Here is a 22,197-nt window from a genome sequence, read left to right as displayed (position 1 = left end):
AGCATGAGCGCCCTCATCACAGAAGCCGAGCTCGTCCACGAGGCCGCATTCGTCTGGCTGGAGGACACGGACGCACTCGACTATGTGCGCCAGAGTCTCGACCGGCTGCCGACGCGGCGTGGCAAACCCGCCTACCACCGCGACGGACGCATGGTCGGCTATGCGCTGCTCGGCCCGGAGGCCAAGCCCTCCCGCTCGTCGGGCACCTTCCGCCGGCGCGTGTTCTGGCTGCTCCCGCACGACCGCGACACCGCCCCCGAGGGGCTGTACTGCACCGGGGCCCCCGCCGAGGCGGTCGATCCCCGCACACTCAGGCCGGGCGGCAAGGGCCGTAAGACCGAGCGCTCCGAAGGCGGGCCGCAGTCGCCGGAGATGCGGAAGCTGGGCATCACGCTGCCGCTGTGAGCGCGGGCGGCGACGGCTTTCCGGCCGGGCCGGACGGTGGTGCCGGGGGACGGGCGCCGGGCGTGCTCCCTGCCCGAGGCCGTCACGGCCGGTGCGCGCCGAGGGACGCCGCCGGTTCCGCCCTGTCCGGGACCGTACGCGCGAGGGGGCCGCCGGCATCGTGGCGAGCGGCATGTCCGGTGTGACTCCAGTGGGACTCCAGTCCGGGCAGCCAGCGTTGAGCCGGGAAACAGCGGGAAAAGCCCGCGGCACGACCGTGATGTCACCTCTCAGGTCGGCGGACACCGGGACGGCGACTCCGTTCCTGCCCTGTGGAAAGACCGTTTCTGAAAGGAATTCCTGGCCGTGTCTCGAGCACCGGAGCAATTCGGAACATGGGTGCGCCGATTCCACCCGGCGCCGGACAGCGCTGTCCGACTCGTGTGTCTGCCGCACGCCGGAGGGTCTTCGAGCTTCTACTTTCCGCTGTCCAGGGCGCTCTCGCCCGCGGTGGAGGTGCTGGCGGTGCAGTATCCGGGCCGGCAGGACCGGCGCCTGGAGCCGCACATCGACAGCCTGCCCGAACTCGCCGACCGGATCGCCGAGGTGATACGCCCCCTCGACGACCGGCCCCTGGCGCTGTTCGGGCACAGCATGGGCGCCGTCCTCGCCTACGAGGTCGCGCTGCGGATGCGCGACGCGGGCCTGCCCGCGCCGGTACGGATCTTCGTCTCCGGTCGCCGGGCCCCGTCCCGCGACCGCGACGAACGGCTCCACCTGGCGTCGGACGCGGATCTCCTGGCGGAGGTGCGCGGGCTGGGCGGTCCGCACGCGGCGCTGCTCGGCGACCCGGAGATCATGGACATGGTCATGCCGGCGCTCCGCAGCGACTACCGTGCCGTGGAGAAGTACCGCTGGGAATCCGGGCGTGTCCTGGACTGCCCGGTCACGGTGCTGACCGGGGACAGCGACCCCCGGCTCTCCATCGAGGAGGCGGCGGCCTGGGAAGACCACACCACCGGCCTGACGGAGCTTCAGGTGTTTCCGGGAGGCCACTTCTACCTCGTCGAGGAGAACGCTCGCGTGAGCGCGCTGATCGAGGACCGGCTGGCCCGCCGGGACGCCGGCGCGCGTCACGAAACCGCGGCTCGCCGGTGACCGGGGCGCACACCGCACCCGTACCGGCCGCCGGCCGGCTTCCGATACGCGGGTGCCCGCTCCGGCCGCGGTAGCCGCGCTCGTTGCGCCCTTCCGGGTACGCGGCTGCCGGTCGCCCGGCAGCTCACGCACCGTGCACACCGGCCCGCCCACAGACCAGGGCCGGGGGCGCCCCCCGTCGCCTCCGGCCCTGCCCCGGCTGACCCTGAGGGGCGCGGGCCGGCGTACCGGCGAGGGCGCGAAGCCCACCGTCATCTCCGTTGCCCGTTCCCGTGCCGGCACTCAGTCCTGGACCACGGGGCCCGAGATCCGGGCGGTGAAGACCTCGTCGTCGTCCTGCCGCCCGGTGATCAGGGCGTGGAACGTTCCCGATCCCGTGACCGCCAGCCCGGACGCCTCGATCCAGCACGGGCTGGTGAACTCCACGTACCGCCTGAACTCGGTGGAGACCGTGGCGGGGATCAGCGTGGAGCCCGGTGGGAGCAGGGCGCAGGCGGCCTGCCGGGCGGATTCGAGGAGGACCATTCCGGGCACGTGGTCGCCCTCGTGGTCGAAGAGGATGGGGTGGCTCGTGTCCGCGTTGAGCCGCCAGCGATTGGGCGCCCCGCCCGGCGCGAGCACCACGTCCCTGGGCGCCGTCCTGCCGAAGTCGGACGGCGGGAGGGGGGCGGGCTGGTGCGATGCGGCCTGGTGGGCGGTGGTGGCGGGCGCGGAGCGGCGCAGCCGCCGGTACATCGCCTCGGTGATGCACGTGAAGCGTCCGCCGCCGTTCGCGACGAGGTGACCGTCCCGCTCGATGGTGATGACCAGGCGGAACTCGACGAGCTTGCCCCGCCTGCGCACGACGTCGACGCAGGTCGCCTCCACGTCGAGATCGGTGGGTGTCCGTCCGACGCCCAGGTGCTCGACGCGGCTGACGAAGGACATGTCCCACATGATGAAGTGGTGGCCCAGCGGCACGTCGAACTCCGCGTGCGCGAGGTGCAGACCGACCTGGCGCATCGTCTCCGCTATCTGCATCGGGTCGTGCCGCCGACCGTCGGGGCTGAGGAAGAAGGTGTGTGCGCGCGGCCACTGACCGGTGAGGAGGAACCGCGTCTCGTGGATCCTGGTGCACCTGGTCAGGAAGACCTCGGCCAGTGAGGCCCGGTGCACGTACTCCCGCGGAACTGTCGTGGTGAGTGGGGTCAGCCAGGACGTGTCGCCCGGCGACAGTCGCGTGTCACGGTCCGACCGGATGCTGTCGCCGTCCTGCTTGCGAAATGCGTGCACATTCATGGACCTCTCCCCGCCTGAGGTGAACGAAAGCGTGCGGCCAAAGATACATACTATCCGGTTTGATTTTCAATGGGTTGGCGGCGGAGGGCTCCCGACCGGCCGTCGTTCCCGGCACCTCCGGGCGGCTGAACGGCGCTTCGGCTCCGGTTAATTCATGGGTGAATATCTGAAAACCGGCCTTATCGGCCGTTGTTAAAAACCAGCTACCCGGTTTACTGTCCTGGGGCTGGCAGTCGCTCGTCGGCCCTATGAACGACCCACAGGAGGCAGTGATGCTTCGTCAGGAAGCGCCCTACGTCATCGATTCGGCCGGCCGTGACCTGCCGGGGGAGGCGGCACGGCTGCGGGAGCGCGGCCCGGTCGTACGGGTGGTGCTGCCGGGGGGTGTCTCGGCGTGGGCGGTGACGGACCTCGACCTGATCAAGCAGCTGCTGACCGACTCGCGCGCCTCGAAGGACGCCTACCGGCACTGGCCGGCCTGGGCCGGCGGGGAGGTGGACGAGTCCTGGCAGATGTCCATGTGGGTGTCGGTGCGCAACATGCTGACCGCGTACGGCGAGGAACACGCCCGGCTGCGCCGCCTGGTGGCCGGCGCGTTCACCGCGCGCCGCACCGCCGACCTGCGGCCGCGGGTGGAGCGGATCACCGCGCGGCTGCTGGACGGCCTGGCCGCGGTGCCCCCCGGTGCGGCCGTCGACGTGCGCAACGAGTTCGCCCGCCCCCTGTCGGTGCTCGTCATGGGCGAGACGCTGGGGCTGCCGGAGGACCTCCACGCCGACCTCCAGCGCATGGTCGACGTGCTGTTCAAGACGACAGCCGAGCCCGAGGAGGCCCGTGCCAACCAGTACGAGCTGTACGCACTGCTGACGGAACTGGTGGCCGCCCGGCGCAGCGCCCCCGGCACCGACCTCACCAGCGAACTGATAGCGGCGCGGGACGAGGACGGGGGAGAGGGGCTGAGCGAGAAGGAGCTCGTCGACACCCTGCTGCTGCTTATCGGCGCGGGTACGGAGACCACCGTCAATCTCATCGACCAGGCCGTGCACGGGCTGATCACCCACCCCGCCCAACTGGCGCTGGTCCTCGGCGGCGAGGCCACCTGGGACAGCGTCATCGACGAAACGCTGCGCCATCAACCCGTCGTCGCCAATGTCCCGTTCCGTTTCGCGGTCGAGGACATCGAGGTCGGCGGGGTCACGATCCCGAAGGGCGATCCCATCCTGCTCTCCCTGGCCGCGGCAGCCCGCTGCCCGCACCGGCACGGCGCGGACGCCGACCAGTTCGACGTGGCCCGGCCGAGCCGCCGGGACCACGTCCCCTTCGGTTACGGCGTCCACCACTGCGTCGGCCGGCCGCTGGCCCGGCTGGAGGTCTCGATCGCCCTGGAGTCGCTGTTCGCGCGCTATCCCCGGATGGCGGCGGCGGTGCCGGAGGCGGAACTCGCGGTGCGCGAGTCCTTCATCTCCAGCGGGCATGTCGCACTGCCGGTCGTGCTGGTGCCCGGAGCCGCGGCATGACGGCACGGCATCTGCGGCTGGTCGCGGTGAACATCGACGGGGTGCTCCTGAACGACACGTTCAGCCCGGTCATCCACCGCTTCGTGGTCGGCCGGGGCGGCCGCTACACCGCCGAACTGGAACGCGCTCTGTTCTCCCAGCCGCAGCGGACCGCGGCAGCCGCCGCGGCGGCCGGCTGCGGCTGGCAGGCGAGCCCCGAGGAACTGCTGGCGGCCTATTTCGCGGAGCGGGAGGCCTACCTCCGGGACCACCCGGTCCGGGTCCTCGACGGCGCGCAGCGGCTGCTCGCCCGGCTCCGGGACCTGGGCGTGACGGTGGTCTGCTACGGAGGGCTCGACCGGTCGCACTTCGACCGGCACCTGGGCGGCCTCGCCGGGTACTTCGACGCACCCGGCTATGTGTGCACCGACGGCTTCCGGCCCGGTGTCAAGGAGATCACCCGCGACATCGTCGGGGTCCGTTTCGACCAGGCGCTGTTCATCGACGACGTGGCCCGCGTCGCCGAGACCGCGCGCTCGCTGGGCGCGGCCTTCATCGGACATCCGAGCCCCTTCGCGCACGGCTTCCAGGCGGAGGCGATGCGCCGGGCGGGGGTACGGCACGTGGTGCGCTCCCTCGACGCGATCGACGAGCGGCTGCTGCACGCCCTCGACGCGGAGGCCGCCGCCGTTCACCGCGCGGGTCCCGGCGCCGGGGGAACCGGAGCGGGGTTCGACCACCCCGTCACCGGCGGCTGACGGGCGCGGCCTGCGGGCCGGTCGCCGGAGAGTATCCGGAATCACGCCGTCCGCGCTGTTTGCCGACCCCTTCCGCAGGACAGGTGCCCGGCGAAGTCCGGGCTTTCCCCCTACTTCCGGTAAGGGGGCCGGTTCGAGGGTCTGTAAGATTCGTCGCAGGCGGTTTCTTTTTCCTCCCCTCGGGTGGGCCGAACCCAACAGGTACGCAGGAGGTGTTCCGTGGCACAGCAGGAACGGGCGATCCGGACCCGCCGCGCGGTTCTCGAAGCGGCAGCCACGGTATTCGCCGAGCACGGGTACGCCGCCGCGACCGTGGCGGACATTCTCAAGGTGGCCGGCCTGACCAAGGGCGCCCTGTACTTCCACTTTCCCTCCAAGGAAGCGCTTGCCCGCGGCATCCTGGAGGCCCAGGTGCCGCAGCAGCTCGTTCCGCAGCAGCTCAAGCTCCAGGAATGGGTGGACGCGGGCATGACGCTGGCGCACCAGCTGCCGCGGGACCCCGTGCTGCGCGCGGGCGCCCGGCTCTCGGCGGAGCACACCGGGAGCGAGCAGCACGGCAGCGCCTTCCCCACCTGGATCGCCTTCTCGGCCTCGCTCCTTGAGCAGGCGAAGCGGAACGGGGAGGTCCTGGGCCACATCGAGCCGGCCGAGACCGCCGAATGCGTCCTCGGCTCCTTCCACGGCATCCAGCTCCTCTCCCAGTTGCAGACGAACTGGGCGGACATCGAGCAGCGTGCCTCCGCGCTGTTCCGGCACGTCCTCCCGGCCGTGGCGGTGCCCTCGGTGCTGGTGCGGCTGGACACCGCCCCGGACCGGGGGGCCCGCGTCGTCGCCGAGCTGGAGGCGATGGCGGCGCAGCCGGACGGGCTGGCCTCGCTGTCGAGCTGAACCGCCGGCCGCCGGCGCCCCGGACCGGGGAACCCGACCGGGGGACCGGGTCATGGGCGGCGCGCCCGGCGGATCAGGGCGCCGATCAGCCCTTGTCCAGGGTCTTTGCCGAGGCCCTTGCCCACATCCTTGCGGAGGTCCTACAGGCCCCCGCCGCCCGAGGCGTCCAGGCACTGACCGGTGATCCACCGGGAGTCGTCCGAGGCGAGGAAGGCGACGATGTCGGCGATGTCCGCGGTCTCTCCCATGCGCCGGAAGACCGAGAGGGCCGCGTGCGCGGCCTCGCCCTCGGGTGTGGCCCAGCGCCCGGCGTTCATGTCCGTCTTCACGAATCCGGGCGCCACGGCGTTCACCGTGATGCCGCGCCGGCCCAGGTCCTTGGCCAGCGCGCGAGTCATGGCCTCGACGGCCGCCTTCGCCATGCAGTAGGCGATGGACTCGGGAAGGGCCACCCTGGTCGCGGCGGAACTGATGTTGACGATCCGTCCGCCGTCGCGCAGCCGGCCCAGCGCGTGCTGGACGAGGAAAAGCGGCGCCTTGGCGTGCAGGGCCATCAGCTCGTCGAAGTCCGGCGGCGTCACATCGGACACCGAGCCCCGTGTGTTGGTCCCCGCGTTGTTGACCAGGATGTCGAGGGCCGGTTCCGCGCCCTGCTCCCTCAGCGCCGCGTCGAATCGCTCGTACAGGTGCCGCGCGTCGTCGGGCACGCCGAGCGGGGCGTGCACCATGACGGCGCGACCACCGCTGTCCGTGATCATCGCGACGGTCTCGCGTGCCGCGGTCTCGTCGGCCCGGTAGTGGACGGCGACCAGCGCGCCGTCCGCCGCCAGGCGACGGGCGATGCCCCGGCCTATGCCCCGTCCCGCCCCTGTGACCAGGGCCGTCTTGCCTGCCAGCGTACCCATGTCGTTCCCTCTGATGGTGTCCTTGCGCCGCCTCTTGTCGAGCGGTGCCCGAGCCATTCTCGATCTTCCGGCACCAGCGTGGTCGCAAAGGTGAGGAGGCCACCATGGGCAATGGTCCAGGGCACCCGCGGGCGGTGCTGCGGGTGGAGCGGGGGCAGGCCACCAGTGAGGAACTCGCCGCGGTCACCGTGACGTTGCTGTCCCGGCTGGCAGACCTCGCCGGCCGCCGGTCCGCGCGCCGGTCCGAGCGCCCAGGGGCCGCCCCCAGGTCCGGCTGGGACACGCGCCGGGTGTACCGGGCGCCCCACAGCTGGCGCTGAACCCGCACGGCCCGTACATCCGGGGCGGCAGTGCCGCGTGCTCACTTTAAACCGCATGGACGGTTTGCTAGCCTCGCGAGGTCGGTGTCCGCGCACGGGTACGGACGGACGGAAGGAACTGGCGTGTCGATGGTGGAGCGGGCGTGGTCCGGAACGTCCACCGATGCCCGGTCCCAGGGGGCGGAACCCGGACGCCGACGCGCGGGACGGAGCGGTCACCGGCGGGGACGACGGCCGGACAGGCCGCCGCGGCACGCGTACCGCGAGGCCACCGGCGCGCGCACCGCACCCGTACGCGAGACCGCCGCGACGGGCGCCGCGGGCGTCGTCTTCCGGCGCCGGAGCGCCGGGGCGGCGGAGCAGCCCGCGGACCTGCCGTCCCGCACGCACGGCGATCCGCCCCGATGACCCACACCCACCGCACGCACCACCACAGCGCCCGAGCCACGTCGTCGTCGCTCGCCGGCCGCAGGAGAACTCGAATGGCCATGCAGGAACGTGCGGTTCGCACGAGAACGTCGTTGCTCCGGGCCGCCGCCGCGGTGTTCGCGGAAGAGGGGTACGTGCCGTCGTCCCTCGCGGCGATCAGCAAACGGGCCGGTGTCAGCAACGGCGCGCTGCACTTCCACTTCGAGAACAAGAAGGCGCTCGCCCGAGCGGTGGAGGACCAGGCCGCCGACGCGGTCCGCAGGCTCGTCCAGCCCGTGCACGGCGCAGAGACGGGTGCGCTCCAGGCCGTCGTCGACGCGACCTACGGACTGCTGGGCAGCTTCCTGGACGACATCGTCGTACGCGCCGGTTTCGAGCTGGGTTCGCAGCACGCGCTCGGCCCCGAGGCCCGGATGCTGCACGTCTGGCACGAGTGGGTCGACCAGACGCTGCACCGGGCCAAGGCGGAGGGCCAGTTGGCTCCCGGTGTCTCGCCGGGCGACGCCGCGAAGGCGGTCGTGGCGGTGGCCGTGGGCCTCCGGGTGCTCGCCGTGGGCGATCCGCGGTGGCTCGCGGAGCGGCGGATCGCCGCGTTCTGGGAACTGCTCCTCGCCTCGATCGCCGCCGAGCCCGGCCGGATCCGGGTCCGGCCCCGATCCCGCGAGCAGGCGCACCGAGGCCGGTCGGGCGCGAGGCGGCCGACGGCGGCCGCGCCCCGGCAGGATCCAGCCCGACAGTGAGGAACCCCCTGTGGAAACAAGGCAGTTGCTGCGCAGCATGGTCCGCATCCGGTGCATCGAGGAAGAGATCGCCGACGTCTACCGCGACGAACAGCAGATGCGCACCCCCGTCCATCTGTCCATCGGCCAGGAGGCCGTGGCCGTCGGGGTGTGCGCCGCACTGCGCACCGAGGACGTCGTCTACAGCGGCCACCGCTGCCACGCCCACTACCTCGCCAAGGGGGGCGGTCTTGGCGCCATGGTGGCCGAGCTGTACGGCCGGGAGACCGGCTGTGCCGCGGGCCGCGGCGGCTCGGTGCACCTCGTCGACGAGGCCGCCGGGTTCGGTGCCTCCTCCGCGATCCTCGGCGAGATGATCTCCGTGGCCACCGGGGCGGCCTGGGCGTTCGCCCGGCAGGAGGCGCCCAGGGTGGCCGTCACCTTCTTCGGCGACGGCGCCTCCGAGGAGGGCGTCTTCCACGAATCGCTGAACTTCGCCGCGCTGCACCGGCTCCCGGTGGTCTACGTGTGCGAGAACAACCAGTACTCGCTCTCCTCGCCACTGGCCGCGCGCCAGCCCCCCGGCACGAGCATCAGCGGGCGGGCCCGCGGCTACGGCATCCCGGCGGCCCGCGTCGACGGCAACGACGTCGCGGCGGTCCACGCCGCCGCGGTGACGGCCGTCGAGCACTGCCGTTCGGGCACTGGCCCCTATTTCCTGGAACTGGACACCTACCGGTGGCGTGAGCACGTCGGCCCCGGCTGGGACCACGAGTGCGGCGCCCGCCGCCCGGACGAGGTGCTGTCCTGGACGAAACGCTGTCCCATCCGCCGGGCCGCCGACGCCCTGCGCGGTGCCGACCCGGACGTGGACGAGTGGATCACCGCCTGGGAGCGGGAGTTCCGCGCGGAGACGCACGCCGCGATCGCGGCGGCCGAGGCAGCCCCATTTCCCCGTGTCGAGGACCTGCTCGTCGGCACCTACGGCGACCGCGGCACACACGCCGGCTGACGGGCGCCGGTCCGAAGGAGGAAGCGCAGCAATGAGGTCCCTCACCTACAGCCAGGCCATCAGCGAGGCCACGGTCCAGTGCATGGAGGCCGACCCGGCCATCGTCCTGGCCGGCCAGAGCGTCGACGACTACAAAGGGGTGTACGGCACCACCGGCGAGGCATTCGCCCGCTTCGGCAGCGCCAGAGTGATCGACATCCCCAACGGGGAGAACGCCTTCGCCGGCATCGCGATCGGCGCGGCCACCATCGGCCTGCGCCCGCTGCTCGTCCACACGCGCGACGACTTCATGTTCCTGGCCATGGACGCCCTCATCAACCTGGCCGCCAAGTGGCGCTACATGTACGGCGGCAAGCGGGGCGTGCCCGTCGTCTCCCGTGGTGTCGTCGGCCGCGGCTGGGGGCAGGGCGCCACCCATTCGCAGAGTCTGCAGTCCCTCTTCGGGCACTTCCCCGGCCTGCACGTCGCCACCCCGGCCAGCCCGGCGGACGCCAAGGGCCTGCTGGTCACCGCCCTCCAGGGCGACACACCGGTCGTCCTGCTGGAGAACCGCGGACTGTACGACCTCCGGGGCGAGGTGCCGTCCGAGCCCGTCGCCGTACCGTTCGGCAAGGGCCGGGTCGTCCGCGCGGGCGACGACGTGACGATCGTCGCCGCGTCCCTCATGGTGCACGAGGCCGAACGTGCCGCCGGCGTCCTCGCGGCTCGGGGCATCAGCGCCGAGGTCGTGGACGTCCGCAGCATCCGGCCGCTGGACGACGCCCTGATCTGCGCGTCCGTCGCGAAGACGGGGCACCTCGTCGTGGCGGACACCAGCTGGGCGCGCTACGGCTTCACCGCCGAGGTGGCCGCGGTCGTGGCGGAGAACGTGCCCGGCGCCCTGAAGGCGCCCGTGCGCCGGGTGACACCGCCGGACTGTCCCGCGCCCGTGTCCTGGCCCCTGGAGAACGCGTTCAACCCCGGCGCGGAGACCGTGGTCCGGGCCTGCCTGGAGGTCCTGGGAGTGGCCGGCGGTGCCGTGCCGCGGATACGGAACGTCATGGCCGGATTCGCCGGCCCCTACTGACCCCCCGTGCGGTGCCGCCGAGGCAGGCCCGGCTGAGAGTCGCATGCGGAGCGCTTCAGGAACGCTGGAGGAATCCGGCGCCTCGCGTACCCGCCGCTACCGTGCTGAGCAGGGCGAATCCGTTTCGCTGCCAGAGTTGTGCACGTGAGGAGGGGGAGGGGCCTCGCCCCGGATGCCGATGTACGACGGCCGTGCCATTGCCGAACGCCGCCCCGACGCGCCGATGACCGTGGTCATCGGTCCCGAGCGGACGCCGTCCGGTGCCCCGCCCGCGCTGGAGATCCGGGGCCCGCTGGCGGCCGGCCGGGTGGCGGCCGTGCTTGACCACGTCGCCACGCGTCTGCCCGGCGGCCGGCCCTGGCGGCACAGCCTGCGACGGCTCGGCCCCGACCATCACCTGCTGCACATCGAGCCGCCCGCCGGCGACTCGTACGAGTGCCCCGACGCCTTCCCGGCCGGGCTGGTCGCGGACCTGCTCACCGCCCGCGACCGGCCGGCCGTCCCGCTCGCGCCGGCCCAGCTCGACCTGGTCCGGCGGGCCGGGGACGCCCCGGACCACCACCGCTTCCGCGCGCTGAACACCGCCGAGCCGCTCGACCCGGCCGCCGTGGACGCCGCCCTGCGGGCCGTGGTCCGGGCGCACCCGCTGCTCGGCGCCCGGATCGGGGCCACGGCGGGCGGCGGCATGCGCACGGTGCCGCTCGGATACGCGGCCGGGCGCACGGACAGCCGTGACGTCCCGCGCGCCCGCGAGTGGGAGGCCGTCGCCGACGCGGCCCGGCTGCTGGACCCGGCGACCGGGGCCACGCTGCGCGCCCTGCTGCTGCGCAAGCGGCGCAGGCTCGTGCTGGTCGCCCACGAACTCGTCGCCGACGAGGCATCGCTGGACATCCTCATGGCCGATCTGCGGGCCGCGCTGGCCCGGCCCGAGGAGGAACTCCCGGCCGAGGAGGTGCGGTACCCGGACTGGGCCGCCGCGCAGCCCGCGGTGGCCTCCGACGCCCGCGAGACCGAGCACTGGCGCACCGTCGCCGAGGGGCGCGCCGCCACCCGCGCACTACGCCCCCGCGCCCCGCTGCCGGACACTGGACCGCGCCGCCATCCCGGCTTCGTCCTGGGCCGTGCGGCCACCCGGCGGCTGACCGGCGCCCTGCCGCGCCGCTTCGGCCTCACCCCGGCCCAACTGCTCACCGGCGCCATGGGGTTGGCCCTGATCCGCTGGCGGGGCACCGAGTGCGCCTCCTTCGACGTGTGCGTCGACGGGCGCCAGGGCGGACCGGCGCTCGCCCGGACGGTGGGGGTGCTCGCCGAGACCGAGCCGGTGCTGCTCGCGGGCGGCCGCGGCGAGAGCGCGCACCAGTTCGTCGGCAGGGTCGCCGCGAGCCTCGGCGCCGTGGGACGCGGCGCGTTCGGCGCGTGCCGGGAACACGCCCCCGACGCGGCGCTCCGGCTCGCCCTGCGCGAACCCGTACCGGTCCCGGTGCGCTTCACCCCGGACACGCGGGTCCGTGCGGCCGGACGGCCGCCGGGCACCGCCGCCGGGTACGCGCTGGACGCCGGCGCGCGCCTTCGCGGCGGCCGGCTGTGCGTCGGGCTCGACTGGCTGCCCGCCGCCCGCGACGGCGTCACCGAGGAGTCCGCCGCCCGGCTCCTGGACCTCCTGCACGGCGTCCTCGGGGAGCTGGCCGGGAGCACCGGCACCGCGCCCGCCACGACCACCACCGTCGCCGCCAGCCCGCTGCAGCGCGAGATCCTGGCCGACGCCGACGCGCACCCCGGCAGCGGACGGCAGATCGAACAGCTCGGCTGGGTCTGGCACGGCCCGCTGGACGTCGCCCGGTTCACGGCCGCCTGGCAGTCCGTCTTCGACCGGGAAGCTGTCCTGCGGGCCGCCTTCGACCACGGCTCCGACCCCGCGATCACCATCCACGACCGGGTCGTGCCGCAGGTGGCGCGGCTGCCGTACCGGGGTGCGGACCACTCCGACGACCTCGCCCGCGACCGGCTCCGCGGGCTCGATCCGCGCTCTCCGGGGCCGGTGCGGATCACGCTGTTCGACGGTCCGGGGGACGGCGGTGCGGCCCCGCGCTCCACACGGGTGCTGCTGACCTACCATCTGGCGCTGCTGGACACCTGGAGCGTGCGCCTGCTCGTGGCGGAGTTCTGCCGCGCCTATCTCGCGGACGGCGCGCTGCCGGGCGGCGACCGGCGTCCCGACGTACGCGACTACGCCCGCTGGATCGAGGCACGGGACCTCGCTCCCGCGCGGGACTTCTGGCTGCGGTCCGCGCCCCGCCCCACGACGGCGGCGGCGACGTCGCCGGCCTGTGCCGTCCCCGCCGCCGCGGGCCGGGAGGCGGGGACCGGGCGGGCGCGCGTGCGGCTCGGCTCCGCCGAGGCCGCCCGCCTCGACGCGTGGGCCGCCCGGTGGGGAGCCACGGAGAGCGGAGCGCTCCAGGCCGCCTGGGCGCTCCTCCTGTACCGGGCCGCCGGTACGGACGGCTCGCTGCCCGTGCGCTTCAGCGTCGCGGTCTCCGGGCGGGGCATCCCGCTGGAGGGCGTGGAGCGCCTGCCCGGTGCCCTGCGCAATCCGCTGCCCGTCTCGGTCGAGGTCGACCCCGCGGCCACCGTGCCCGAGCTGCTGGCCGCGCTGCGCGACCAGGCCATCGACATCTCGTCGTACGAGTGGGTCTCGGCCGGTCAGATCCGCGGCTGGGCCGGCACGGCGCCGGACGGGGCCGCCGGGGCCGAGCGCACCGCCGGGAGCCTGCTCGTCTTCGAGAGCGGGATGGACCCGCTGCACCGGTTCGAGCCCCTGTTCGCCGCCCAGGGCATCCGTCTCGGCTTCCCCGAGACGACGGGTGCCGCGAACGCCTTCCCGGTCACCCTCGCCGCCCACCGCGACGCGGCCGGCGGCCTGGTGCTGTCCCTGGTCCACGACCGGGCCCGCCTCGCGGACGGCGGCGCCGGGCTGCTGGCCGACTGCGCCGAACTGCTGCGTGAACTGCCCCGCGCGGCCGACGGGACCACGCCCATCTCCGTGCTGCTGGAGGAACTGCCGGTCACGGCGGGCGCCCGGCCCGCCTTCGTGACCCTGCGTCAGGGGACGGCCGGCGTCGTCTGCCTGCTGCCCTCGCCGGGCGTCCCCGGATCCTGGTACGCCCGGCTGGCCGCGCGGTACGGGGGGCCGGAGACGGTGATCCTGCTGCATCCGGAGCAGCAGGGGCCCCAAGCCTGGCGCGGGGTGCTGCGCCCGCTGGCCGGCGCGGGACAGCGGCTGCTCCTCGTGGCCCTCTCGGGCGGGGGAGCCGCCGCCTGCCGGACGGCCCGTCTGCTCGCGGCGGACGGGAGCCACCCGGCGACGGCCGTCCTGACCGGCGGCGGTGGCGATCAGGCGGTGGACGATCTGGCGCGGCTGCTGGCGGAGGCGGCCCGGCGGCCCGGCGCGCGGGATCGTGGAAGCCCGCACCAGAGCCGGTCGTGAGCGTCTTGAAAGACGCTTGAACGAGTCGAACACAGACCGAGTAGTTGGTTTTCCTGCGGGGTTGAGGCTGACAGTGCGTCGACCTCCCCTTGTCGTCGTCGAGTTGTGCGGCTTTTCAGAGCTTCTGCCCCACTCTGCTCCCTCCCTTGAGAAGCAAGATCCATCGGTCCATACAAAACAGCTTGGTCGGTTTGATATTGACAGGGCGAGCGTCCTGCTTTTAACTCGACGAGCCGGATGCGGAACCAAGAGGGGGAAAAGGCGTGGACATCGACGTACTGGGCACGTTGGCCGTCAAGGAGAACGACGTCTCGGTGACGCCGCGGGCGCCGAAGCCACGGCAGGTGCTGGCCCTGCTGGCGCTCCACGCCGACCAGGTCGTGCCGATCGCCTCGCTCATCGACGAACTCTGGGGCGACCGGCCGCCGCGCAGCGCGCGGACCACCCTCCAGACCTACATACTCCAGCTGCGCGAGATGATCGCGAAGGCGCTGGAGCAGGACCCGCAGGACGCCCCGCCGCGTACGCCGAAGGACGTGCTCGCCACCGCCCCCGGCGGATATGTGCTGCACACCTTCGGCGGCACCAGCGATGTCCGCGAGTTCGAACGGCTCGCCGGGCTCGGCTACCGGGCCATGGACGCCGCCGACTTCCCGCGCGCGGCCCGAGAGCTGGGCGAGGCCCTCGCGCTGTGGACCGACTCCGCGCTGTGCGACGTACAAGCGGGACCCCAGCTGGAGATGCAGGCCAGGCGGCTGGAGGAGACCCGGCTGTGCGCACTCGACCAGCGCATCGAAGCCGATCTGCGGCTCGGCCGGCACCGGGAGCTGCTCGGCGAACTGAGCGTCCTGGTCAGCCGCTACCGCACGCACGAGAACCTGCACGCCCAGTTCATGCTCGCGCTGCACCGCTCGGGGCGCCGCAGCGAGGCGCTCGACGTCTACCACCGGCTGCGGTCGACTCTCGTACGGGAGACGGGACTCGAACCGTCCGCGGGGGTGCGCCGGCTCCAGCAGTCGATGCTGATGGCCCACCCGGAGCCCGTCGCCGCGCAGCCGGTCGCCGAGCGTGAGCGGCTGCACCGGGTCGGCTGACGGTCCTCAGATGACCGGCGGCCCGTCGAAGGGGCCTGTGCACTAAGGGACTCGGGAGAGGTGAACGGCGATGCAGACCAGATCGGAACGGACCCGGCGCAGCCTGATCCAGGCGGGCGGGCGCCAGTTCGGCCGGCACGGATACGCCGGCGCCACCCTGGATCGGATCGCGGCGGACGCGGGCCTGACGAAAGGGGCGCTGTACTTCCACTTCGCCTCCAAGGAGGTGCTCGCCGAAGCGGTGCAGCGGGAAGGCGGTGCGCGGCTCGTCGGCTTCCTGCGCGAACGGGAGGAGCACGGCGCCCCGCCCGTGCAGATCCTCATCGACATGACGCACTGGCTGATCCGCGCGCTGCGCGAGGATCCGCTGGTCGGCGCGGGAGTGCGGATCGCCCAGGACCGCATGGACGGCGACCCCCCGGCCACCGGCCTGTACCGGGCATGGGACCACGAGGTGCTGCGGCTGCTGCGCCGGGCCGGTGAGGCGGGCGCCCTGCGGGCCGCGGGCCGGGGCGAGGGCGCGGCAGCGCTGCTGTGGACGACGGTGTGCGGGCTCGCGGCCGTGGCCGGGGCGCTGCCCGCCGGGGAACTCGACCGGCGGCTCACCGCGTTGTGGGACCTGCTGCTCACCGTGCTCGTATCGCAGGACGAGGCCGCCCGGTACCGCACCCACGCTCCCGCCCCGCCCGGCGACCTGGCCGGCGCCGCGTGATGCGCGCGGTCCTCGCGGCCGGGCCGCAGCCGCCCGCGCCCGGCCGGCGAGGGCACCGCCCCCATCCCACCCAGGACCATTGGAGCCCCGCCATGCCCGCTCGACGACCCAGCGCCCGCACCACGGCGCCCGCCGCCCACGACACCGGCGTGCTCGGCCAGGTGGTGCGCATGCTCGCCGACGTACTGCGTCTGAAGCCCGAGAAGATCGACCCCGCGCAGACCTTCCGCGTGTGCGGGGTCGACTCGCTGCTCGCCGTGGAGTACGTGGCCACCGTCAACGCGCACTACGGCACCGCGATCAAGCCCGCCGCGCTCGTCGACCACCCGACGCCGGCGGACTTCGCCGGGTACGTGGCGCGCGAGACGGGGGCGGCGCCGGCCGAGATGCCGCAGGTGTCCCTCCGCGCGGCCGCGGCGCCGCTGCCGTCCGCGGCCCCGTCCGTGAACCTCGCGGCGGAGTTCCCCGGCCCGGTGCCCGCGCCGCCCGTCCTCGACGTCCTGCGCGAGGAGATCGCGCGCATCCTGTGCTGCGACCCGTGGGAGATCGGTACCGCCGAGCCCTTCTCCGCCCTCGGCGTGGACACCGCGCTGGGCGCCGAGTTCATCTCCGTGGTCAACCTCGTCTACGGGCTGCGCGAGCGCGCGGCCGTCCTGTACGACCACCCGAACCTCACGGCGCTGGCCGCCCACATCGGCGCGCAGCTGCCCGCCGGACCCGGCCCGGTCGCGGCGCCGGCGCAGGCGCCGATGCCGGTGGAGGCGCTGCTCGACGCGGTGCGCGACGGCCAGGTCAGCGTGGAGCAGGCTCTCGCCCTGCTGCCCCGGCGGGACTGAGGCGGCGGACGGACATGCACCGCAACGGCGTACGCGTCCGACGCGAGGGCGGTGTCCTCGGCCGCGGGAGTGAGCCGGCCGGATGACGTCTCCCGCAGCGGCGGGCCGTCCGCAGCATGCGGCGCCGCACCCCGAGGCGCCCGTCAAGCTGTGGTTCTGCCCCAACGACGCGCTGGACCCGCGACTCGCCGCGGACCTCGCACGCCACTGGCTGGACGAGCAGGAGCAGCAGACCGCCGGGCGCTTCCTGTTCGACCGTGACCGGCGCCAGTACCTGGCGGCGCACGCGCTCGTCCGCCGGGTCCTGGCGCTGGAGAGCGGCATACCCGAGGCGGAGGCCGTGCTCTGGCGTTCCTCGCGCGGCAGGCCGTTCCTGCGCAAGCCCGTGGAAGGACTGCCGCGCGGCGGCCGGGAGCTGGACTTCAACCTGTCGCACACCGACGGGTACAACCTGCTCGGCGTGGTGCGCCGTCACCGCATCGGCGTCGACGTGGAACGGCTCGACCGGGACGACCGGGGCTTCGAGGCCATCGTGGAGAGCTTCGCGCCCGAGGAGACCGCCTGGGTGACCGCGGCGGCACCGGGCCGGGCCCGCGACCGCAGGACGCTGCGGCTGTGGACGCTGAAGGAGGCGTACGCCAAGGCACGCGGCCTCGGACTCGGGCTTCCGTTCGACTCCTTCGCCTTCACGCTCGCCCCGGACCGGGGCGTGCGCGGCTTCAGGCCGCCGGACGGCGAACCCCCGGAGCGGTGGCGCTTCGCGGAGCTGGAGCCGGAACCCGGTGTGCTCGTCGCCGTCGCCGTCATGACGGGCTCCGACGAGGAGACCGTACTGGAAGTGCACCGCGGCTTCCCCTGGAGCCGGCAGGCGCCGCGCCGGCTGATCCTGCCCCAGCCGGTCGAAGCCCTCTGCTGACCCCGCCCGGCCGCACCGCACGCGGGCGCGCCTTCCGGATGGCGCGGACCCTTGCGGGCGGACGCGCGTGGGGGCTCCTCGGGGCCGTTTGAGACGCCCGCGGGGGAGCAGCCGGCCGTGGCCCGTACGGCACCGCGCGGTCACGGTGGCGGACAGGGGGCACGCCGTCACGGTGGCGTACAGGGGGCCGTGGCGGGCGCGGGCGCGCTCGGGTGCTGGTGGAGAAACGCGCGGGCGGTGGTCGTGGCGACGGGTTTCCCCCGGCGGCTGGAGCAGGCCGTTCCCCGGAGTGCAGGCGGTGGTTCGCCGGACCGGGCGGGGGAGCGCCGCTTCCGCTTGGAGTGGGGCTCGAACGGCGGTGGAGATACCGGAGCCGGACGGGAGAACGCGGCTACGGTGCAGACGCGCCGGTGGTCTCGCACCACCGCGGACTCGTCCGGGTATGGGAGGAAGCCGTGAAGATCCAGGTTCTGGGCCCGTTGAGCGCCGACGTCAACGGGGTGTCCATCGTTCCGACCGCCGGCAAGCCGAGGCAGATCCTCGCGCTGCTGTCGTTCTATCCGGGGCGGGTCGTACCCGTGACCACGCTCATGGAGGAGATCTGGGGCAGCAACATGCCCCGCAGCGCGATGACCACGCTGCAAACCTACATATTGCAGCTACGCCGCCGCCTCGGCACCGCGATGGGCCCCGACTCGCCCGGCAACGCCAAGGAGGTGCTCGCCACCCGGCACGGCGGCTATCTGCTGCAAGTGCCGCCCGAGTGCGTCGACGTGCACCTGTACGAGCAGCGGGCCGCCGCGGGGCAGGCGTCGTTCGAGAAGGGCGACGACGAGCGGGCCGCCGCGCAGTTCCGCGACGCGCTCGCGCTGTGGGAGGGCGCCGCTCTGGTGGACGTGAGCACCGGGCCGATCCTGGAGATCGAGGTGCTGCGCCTGGAGGAGAGCCGCCTCGTCACCGTCGAGCGCCGTATCGACGCCGATCTGCGGCTCGGCCGGCACGCCGAACTGATCGCCGAGCTCACAGATCTGATGGCTCGTCACCCGCAGCACGAGGGGCTGCACTCGCAGGCGATGGTGGCCCTGTACCGCTCGGGGCGCCAGGCCACCGCCCTCGACGTCTACCGCAGGCTGCGGATCAGGCTCGTCGAGGAACTCGGCGTCGAACCCTCGCCCCAGCTCCAGCGCCTGCACCAGGCGATGCTCGCGGTGGACCCGGCCCTCGACGTGCTCAGCGGCCCGCGCCGCGGCTCCACCTTCAACCTGTACGCGGCCTGAGTCCGAGCGGCGGTCGAGAGGCCCCTGGCAGTCTCGCGGTCCGAGGCCCGCGACCGGGGGCCCACGATCGCGCACCGCCCCCCGCCGGTGCGGTGCGCACGCCCCGAGGAGGACGCCGTATGCCCGACGAACGGCCGCTGCGGGTCCACTGCTTCGCGCATGCCGGGGCGGGCGTCTCCGCCTTCGCCGGCTGGCGCCGCGACCTCGGCCCCGGCGCGCAGCCCGTGCCCCATCTGCTGCCCGGCCGTGACGGCCGGCGCCGCGAGCCGCGCGTCACCGCACCCGAGGCCCTGCTCGCCGAGACGATGGGCCACTTCACCGGGGAAGGCGGCGCCGGATCCGCCCCGTACCTGATCTACGGGCACAGCCTCGGTGCGCTGATCGCCTACACGCTCGCCCGCGCCCTGCGCGAAGCGGGCCTGCCCGCCCCCGCGCTGCTGGTGGTGGGCGCCTGCCCGCCGCCGGACGCGGCGTCGGACCTGCCGGACGCCCGCCGGGCCCCGGACGAGGACCTGCTGCGGCTGCTCGGCGGCGCCCGGCCCCTCCCGGCGGGCGCGGAGCCCGGCGGGGTGTGGCACCGGCTCGTGCTGCCCGTGCTCCGCGCCGATCTCCAGCTCGCCGACGCGCTGCGCACCGCCGCCCGCCGGCCGTCACCGCACGGACCGCTCGACGTGCCGGTGCTGGCCGTGGCCGGCCGCAGCGACCCGCTGGCCCCGCCGGAGTCGATGGCGCCGTGGCGGCGCTGGACCACCGGCCCCTTCGCCCTGCGCACGGTGCCGGGCGACCACTTCTTCGTACGGGGCCGCGCACTGCCGCGTCTGATCGGGCGGGCGAGCCGGGTCGTACGGCGCCTCGCGCCTGCCGCGGACCGCCGCGGCCCGACCGGTACGCCACCGCACAGGGAGCCGAGTGACATGGGGGGAAGCCGATGAGACGGGTCGTCATCACCGGGATCGGGGTGGTCGCGCCGGGCGGCGTCGGCACCGCGGACTTCTGGGCGCTGCTGACCGAGGGGCGTACCGCCACCCGCCGTATCACCCTCTTCGACGCCTCCTCGTTCCGCTCCCGGATCGCCGCCGAGGCCGACTTCGACCCCGCCGGGCACGGTTTCGCCCCCGACGAGGCGCGCCGCCTGGACCGCGTCGCGCAGTTCGCCCTGGTCGCGGCGCGGGAGGCGGTCGCCGACAGCGGGCTCGTGCTCGCCGCCGAGGGGGAGCGCACCGGGGTGAGCCTGGGCACCGCGGTCGGATGCAGCAGCGGCCTCGACGAGACCTACGCACACGTCAGCGAGTCGGGCAGCCGCTGGCTGCTGGATCCCGCACGGGCCGAGGCCCGGCTCGGGGACTACCTCGTGCCCAGCTCGGTCGCCGCCGAGGTCGCCCGCGACAGCGGCGCGCTGGGCTCGGTCGCCGTCGTGTCCACGGGCTGCACCTCGGGACTCGACGCGCTCGGCCACGCGACCGAGCTGATCCGCGAGGGCAGCGCCGACATCATGGTGGCGGGCGGCGCGGAAGCCCCCATCACCCCCATCACCCTCGCCTCGTTCGACGCCATCCGCGCCACCTCGGCGCGCAACGACGAGCCCGAGACCGCCTCCCGCCCCTACGACCGCACCCGCGACGGGTTCGTGCTCGGCGAGGGCAGCGCGGTGCTCGTCCTGGAGGAGCACGACCGGGCGGTACGGCGCGGCGCCCGCATCTACGCGGAGGTGAGCGGGTTCGCCACCCGCTCCAACGCCTATCACATGACCGGACTGCGCCCGGACGGCGGGGAGATGGCCGAGGCCATCCGGGTCGCCCTGGACGAGGCCCGCCTGAACCCCGCGGACGTCCACTACGTCAACGCCCACGGTTCGGGGACCAAGCAGAACGACCGGCACGAGACGGCCGCGTTCAAGGCGAGCCTCGGGCAGCACGCCCACCGGGTGCCGGTCAGCTCCGTCAAGTCGATGATCGGGCACTCGCTCGGCGCCATCGGCGCGCTCGAAATCGCCGCCAGCGCGCTGGCCATCGCCCATGACACGGTGCCGCCCACCGCCAACCTGCACGAGGCCGACCCGGCCTGCGACCTCGACTACACGCCGCTGACCGCACGCGAGCAGCGCACCGACACGGTGCTCAGCGTCGGCAGCGGCTTCGGCGGCTTCCAGAGCGCGATGGTGCTCACCAGCCGGCACACGGGGGCGGCCGCGTGACCGCCGCGGCGAACGGGAGCACCGGCCTGACGCGGCGGCGCGGCGCGGCCGTCACCGGGCTCGGCGTCGTCGCCCCCGGCGGCATCGGCGTGCGGTCCTGGTGGGAGGCGATGCTGCGCGGCGAAACCGCCCTCGGCCCCGTCACCCGCTTCGACGCCTCCGGCTACCCGGCGACGCTCGCCGGAGAGGTCACGGGCTTCGCCGACGAGGACCACGTACCGGCGAAGCTGCTGCCGCAGACCGACCGGGTGACGCGGCTGTCGCTGGCCGCCGCCGCCGAGGCACTGGACGACGCGGGCCTGGAGCCGCGGGACCTGCCCGACTACGCCATGGGTGTCGTCACCGCCAACTCCACGGGCGGCTTCGAGTTCGGCCAGCGCGAACTGCAGGCGCTGTGGAGCAAGGGCCGCCGGCACGTCGGCGCCTATCAGTCGTTCGCCTGGTTCTACGCCGCCAACTCGGGCCAGATCTCCATCCGGCACGGGCTGCGCGGGCCGAGCGGCGTCGTCGTCAGCGAGCAGGCGGGCGGCCTGGACGCCGTCGCGCAGGCCCGCCGCCGACTGCGCGCCGGTGTGCGCGCGGTGCTCACCGGCGGCTTCGACTCCGCCGTGTGCCCGTGGGGCTGGACCGCGCTGCTGGCGGCGGGCGGCATGAGCACACGCGACGACGCCGAACGCGCCTACCTGCCCTTCGACGCCGACGCGTGCGGGCATGTGGCCGGAGAGGGCGGCGCCCTGCTGGTGCTGGAGGAGGCCGGCGCGGCCCGCGCCCGCGGCGCCGCCGTGCTCGGCACGGTCGAGGGCTGCGCCGCCACGTTCGACCCGGCGCCCGGCGCCGGCCCGCCGCGGCTGCTCGCCGCGGCCCGGCTCGCCCTGGCCGACGCCCGGATCGGCCCCGCGGACGTGGACGTGGTCTTCGCCGACGCGGCCGGCGAGCGGGACGCCGACCGGGCCGAGGCCCGAGCGCTCGCCGAGCTGTTCGGCCCGTACGGGGTGGCGGTCACCGCGCCCAAGTCGCTGACCGGGCGGCTGGGCGCGGGAGGTTCCGCGCTCGATCTGGCGGCCGCCCTGTGCGCCCTGCGCGACCAGGTGATCCCGCCGACGGCCGGCGCCGTCCGGGTGGCCGGCGACTGCCCCGTGGACCTGGTGCGCGGCGCCCCGCGCCCGGCCCGGCTGCGCCATGCCCTGGTCCTGGCCAGGGGCCGCGGCGGCTTCAACGCGGCGACGGTCGTCCGCGCGGCGCGCTGACGCACTTGCGGCACGGCACCAGGA

20 protein-coding genes are annotated in these 22,197 nt (G+C 74.2%); 18 read left to right on the top strand and 2 right to left on the bottom strand.

Translation table 11 applies throughout. The features are described from left to right. Nucleotides 1–3: 3 nt before the first annotated feature. Both HEP81_RS39680 and HEP81_RS39675 read left to right on the top strand, forming a co-directional pair. Nucleotides 4–405, top strand: a complete 402-nt coding sequence (locus HEP81_RS39680) for a DUF6009 family protein (RefSeq protein WP_011113168.1) — start codon at nucleotides 4–6, stop codon at nucleotides 403–405. A gap of 378 nt (nucleotides 406–783) precedes the next feature. Then, nucleotides 784–1,542: a thioesterase II family protein gene (locus HEP81_RS39675; RefSeq protein WP_037659238.1), complete on the top strand. Its 759-nt coding sequence runs from the start codon at nucleotides 784–786 to the stop codon at nucleotides 1,540–1,542. 282 nt (nucleotides 1,543–1,824) lie between these two features. Here the strand turns inward: HEP81_RS39675 and HEP81_RS39670 are convergent, their stop codons facing one another. Further along, nucleotides 1,825–2,820 (bottom strand): ScbA/BarX family gamma-butyrolactone biosynthesis protein, encoded by a 996-nt coding sequence (locus tag HEP81_RS39670; protein WP_011113166.1) that lies wholly within the window; start codon nucleotides 2,818–2,820, stop codon nucleotides 1,825–1,827. A gap of 272 nt (nucleotides 2,821–3,092) precedes the next feature. On the opposite strand from HEP81_RS39670, the gene HEP81_RS39665 reads away from it, so the two are divergent. The 3 genes from HEP81_RS39665 (at nucleotide 3,093) to HEP81_RS39655 (ending at nucleotide 5,962) form a co-directional block, all read left to right on the top strand. After that, nucleotides 3,093–4,337: a cytochrome P450 family protein gene (locus HEP81_RS39665; RefSeq protein WP_011113165.1), complete on the top strand. Its 1,245-nt coding sequence runs from the start codon at nucleotides 3,093–3,095 to the stop codon at nucleotides 4,335–4,337. Beyond that, entirely contained in the window at nucleotides 4,334–5,074 is a 741-nt protein-coding gene (locus tag HEP81_RS39660; protein WP_011113164.1) for an HAD family hydrolase, read from the top strand. Before HEP81_RS39665 ends, HEP81_RS39660 begins: the two co-directional genes overlap by 4 nt. 219 nt (nucleotides 5,075–5,293) lie before the next feature. After that, nucleotides 5,294–5,962 (top strand): ScbR family autoregulator-binding transcription factor, encoded by a 669-nt coding sequence (locus HEP81_RS39655; RefSeq protein WP_011113163.1) that lies wholly within the window; start codon nucleotides 5,294–5,296, stop codon nucleotides 5,960–5,962. A 140-nt stretch (nucleotides 5,963–6,102) separates the two neighbouring features. Here HEP81_RS39655 and HEP81_RS39650 read toward each other — a convergent pair whose 3' ends face one another. Beyond that, nucleotides 6,103–6,867: an SDR family oxidoreductase gene (locus HEP81_RS39650; RefSeq protein WP_037659236.1), complete on the bottom strand. Its 765-nt coding sequence runs from the start codon at nucleotides 6,865–6,867 to the stop codon at nucleotides 6,103–6,105. A gap of 104 nt (nucleotides 6,868–6,971) precedes the next feature. Here HEP81_RS39650 and HEP81_RS39645 point away from each other — a divergent pair, with 104 nt between their 5' ends. From HEP81_RS39645 to HEP81_RS39585, 13 genes are all read left to right on the top strand, one after another. Then, on the top strand, nucleotides 6,972–7,187 hold the full coding sequence (locus HEP81_RS39645; RefSeq protein WP_037659234.1) for an acyl-CoA carboxylase subunit epsilon: 216 nt from the start codon (nucleotides 6,972–6,974) through the stop codon (nucleotides 7,185–7,187). A gap of 482 nt (nucleotides 7,188–7,669) precedes the next feature. Further along, nucleotides 7,670–8,356: a ScbR family autoregulator-binding transcription factor gene (locus HEP81_RS39640; protein WP_063755258.1), complete on the top strand. Its 687-nt coding sequence runs from the start codon at nucleotides 7,670–7,672 to the stop codon at nucleotides 8,354–8,356. Nucleotides 8,357–8,366: 10 nt separating this feature from the next. After that, nucleotides 8,367–9,347, top strand: a complete 981-nt coding sequence (locus HEP81_RS39635) for a thiamine pyrophosphate-dependent dehydrogenase E1 component subunit alpha (RefSeq protein ID WP_244312116.1) — start codon at nucleotides 8,367–8,369, stop codon at nucleotides 9,345–9,347. A gap of 31 nt (nucleotides 9,348–9,378) precedes the next feature. Next, entirely contained in the window at nucleotides 9,379–10,413 is a 1,035-nt protein-coding gene (locus tag HEP81_RS39630; protein ID WP_037659227.1) for an alpha-ketoacid dehydrogenase subunit beta, read from the top strand. Between the two features lie 172 nt (nucleotides 10,414–10,585). Beyond that, on the top strand, nucleotides 10,586–13,897 hold the full coding sequence (locus tag HEP81_RS39625) for a condensation domain-containing protein (RefSeq protein ID WP_051850398.1): 3,312 nt from the start codon (nucleotides 10,586–10,588) through the stop codon (nucleotides 13,895–13,897). A gap of 263 nt (nucleotides 13,898–14,160) precedes the next feature. Continuing rightward, nucleotides 14,161–14,991 (top strand): AfsR/SARP family transcriptional regulator, encoded by an 831-nt coding sequence (locus HEP81_RS39620; RefSeq protein WP_011113156.1) that lies wholly within the window; start codon nucleotides 14,161–14,163, stop codon nucleotides 14,989–14,991. Between the two features lie 70 nt (nucleotides 14,992–15,061). Next, nucleotides 15,062–15,703 (top strand): ScbR family autoregulator-binding transcription factor, encoded by a 642-nt coding sequence (locus HEP81_RS39615; RefSeq protein WP_051850397.1) that lies wholly within the window; start codon nucleotides 15,062–15,064, stop codon nucleotides 15,701–15,703. 92 nt (nucleotides 15,704–15,795) lie between these two features. After that, on the top strand, nucleotides 15,796–16,539 hold the full coding sequence (locus HEP81_RS39610) for an acyl carrier protein (RefSeq protein ID WP_051850396.1): 744 nt from the start codon (nucleotides 15,796–15,798) through the stop codon (nucleotides 16,537–16,539). Between the two features lie 82 nt (nucleotides 16,540–16,621). Further along, complete coding sequence (locus HEP81_RS39605; RefSeq protein WP_037659224.1) at nucleotides 16,622–17,455, top strand: 4'-phosphopantetheinyl transferase family protein; 834 nt, start codon at nucleotides 16,622–16,624, stop codon at nucleotides 17,453–17,455. Nucleotides 17,456–17,910: 455 nt separating this feature from the next. Then, nucleotides 17,911–18,732, top strand: a complete 822-nt coding sequence (locus tag HEP81_RS39600; protein WP_011113152.1) for an AfsR/SARP family transcriptional regulator — start codon at nucleotides 17,911–17,913, stop codon at nucleotides 18,730–18,732. Nucleotides 18,733–18,851: 119 nt separating this feature from the next. Beyond that, nucleotides 18,852–19,664 (top strand): thioesterase II family protein, encoded by an 813-nt coding sequence (locus HEP81_RS39595; protein ID WP_011113151.1) that lies wholly within the window; start codon nucleotides 18,852–18,854, stop codon nucleotides 19,662–19,664. Next, the gene (locus HEP81_RS39590) at nucleotides 19,661–20,926 is read left to right on the top strand and encodes a beta-ketoacyl-[acyl-carrier-protein] synthase family protein (RefSeq protein ID WP_037659220.1); all 1,266 of its coding nucleotides are present in this window, start codon (nucleotides 19,661–19,663) and stop codon (nucleotides 20,924–20,926) included. The genes HEP81_RS39595 and HEP81_RS39590 overlap by 4 nt, the downstream gene beginning before the upstream one ends. Beyond that, the gene (locus HEP81_RS39585; protein WP_011113149.1) at nucleotides 20,923–22,173 is read left to right on the top strand and encodes a beta-ketoacyl synthase N-terminal-like domain-containing protein; all 1,251 of its coding nucleotides are present in this window, start codon (nucleotides 20,923–20,925) and stop codon (nucleotides 22,171–22,173) included. The genes HEP81_RS39590 and HEP81_RS39585 overlap by 4 nt, the downstream gene beginning before the upstream one ends. The last annotated feature ends 24 nt before the right edge of the window (nucleotides 22,174–22,197 follow it).

Source organism: Streptomyces griseofuscus (assembly GCF_014673495.1).
Taxonomy (GTDB): Bacteria; Actinomycetota; Actinomycetes; order Streptomycetales; family Streptomycetaceae; genus Streptomyces; species Streptomyces murinus.
Note: the sequence above shows the minus strand (reverse complement) of the source record. Positions and strands in the feature narration are given on the sequence as shown.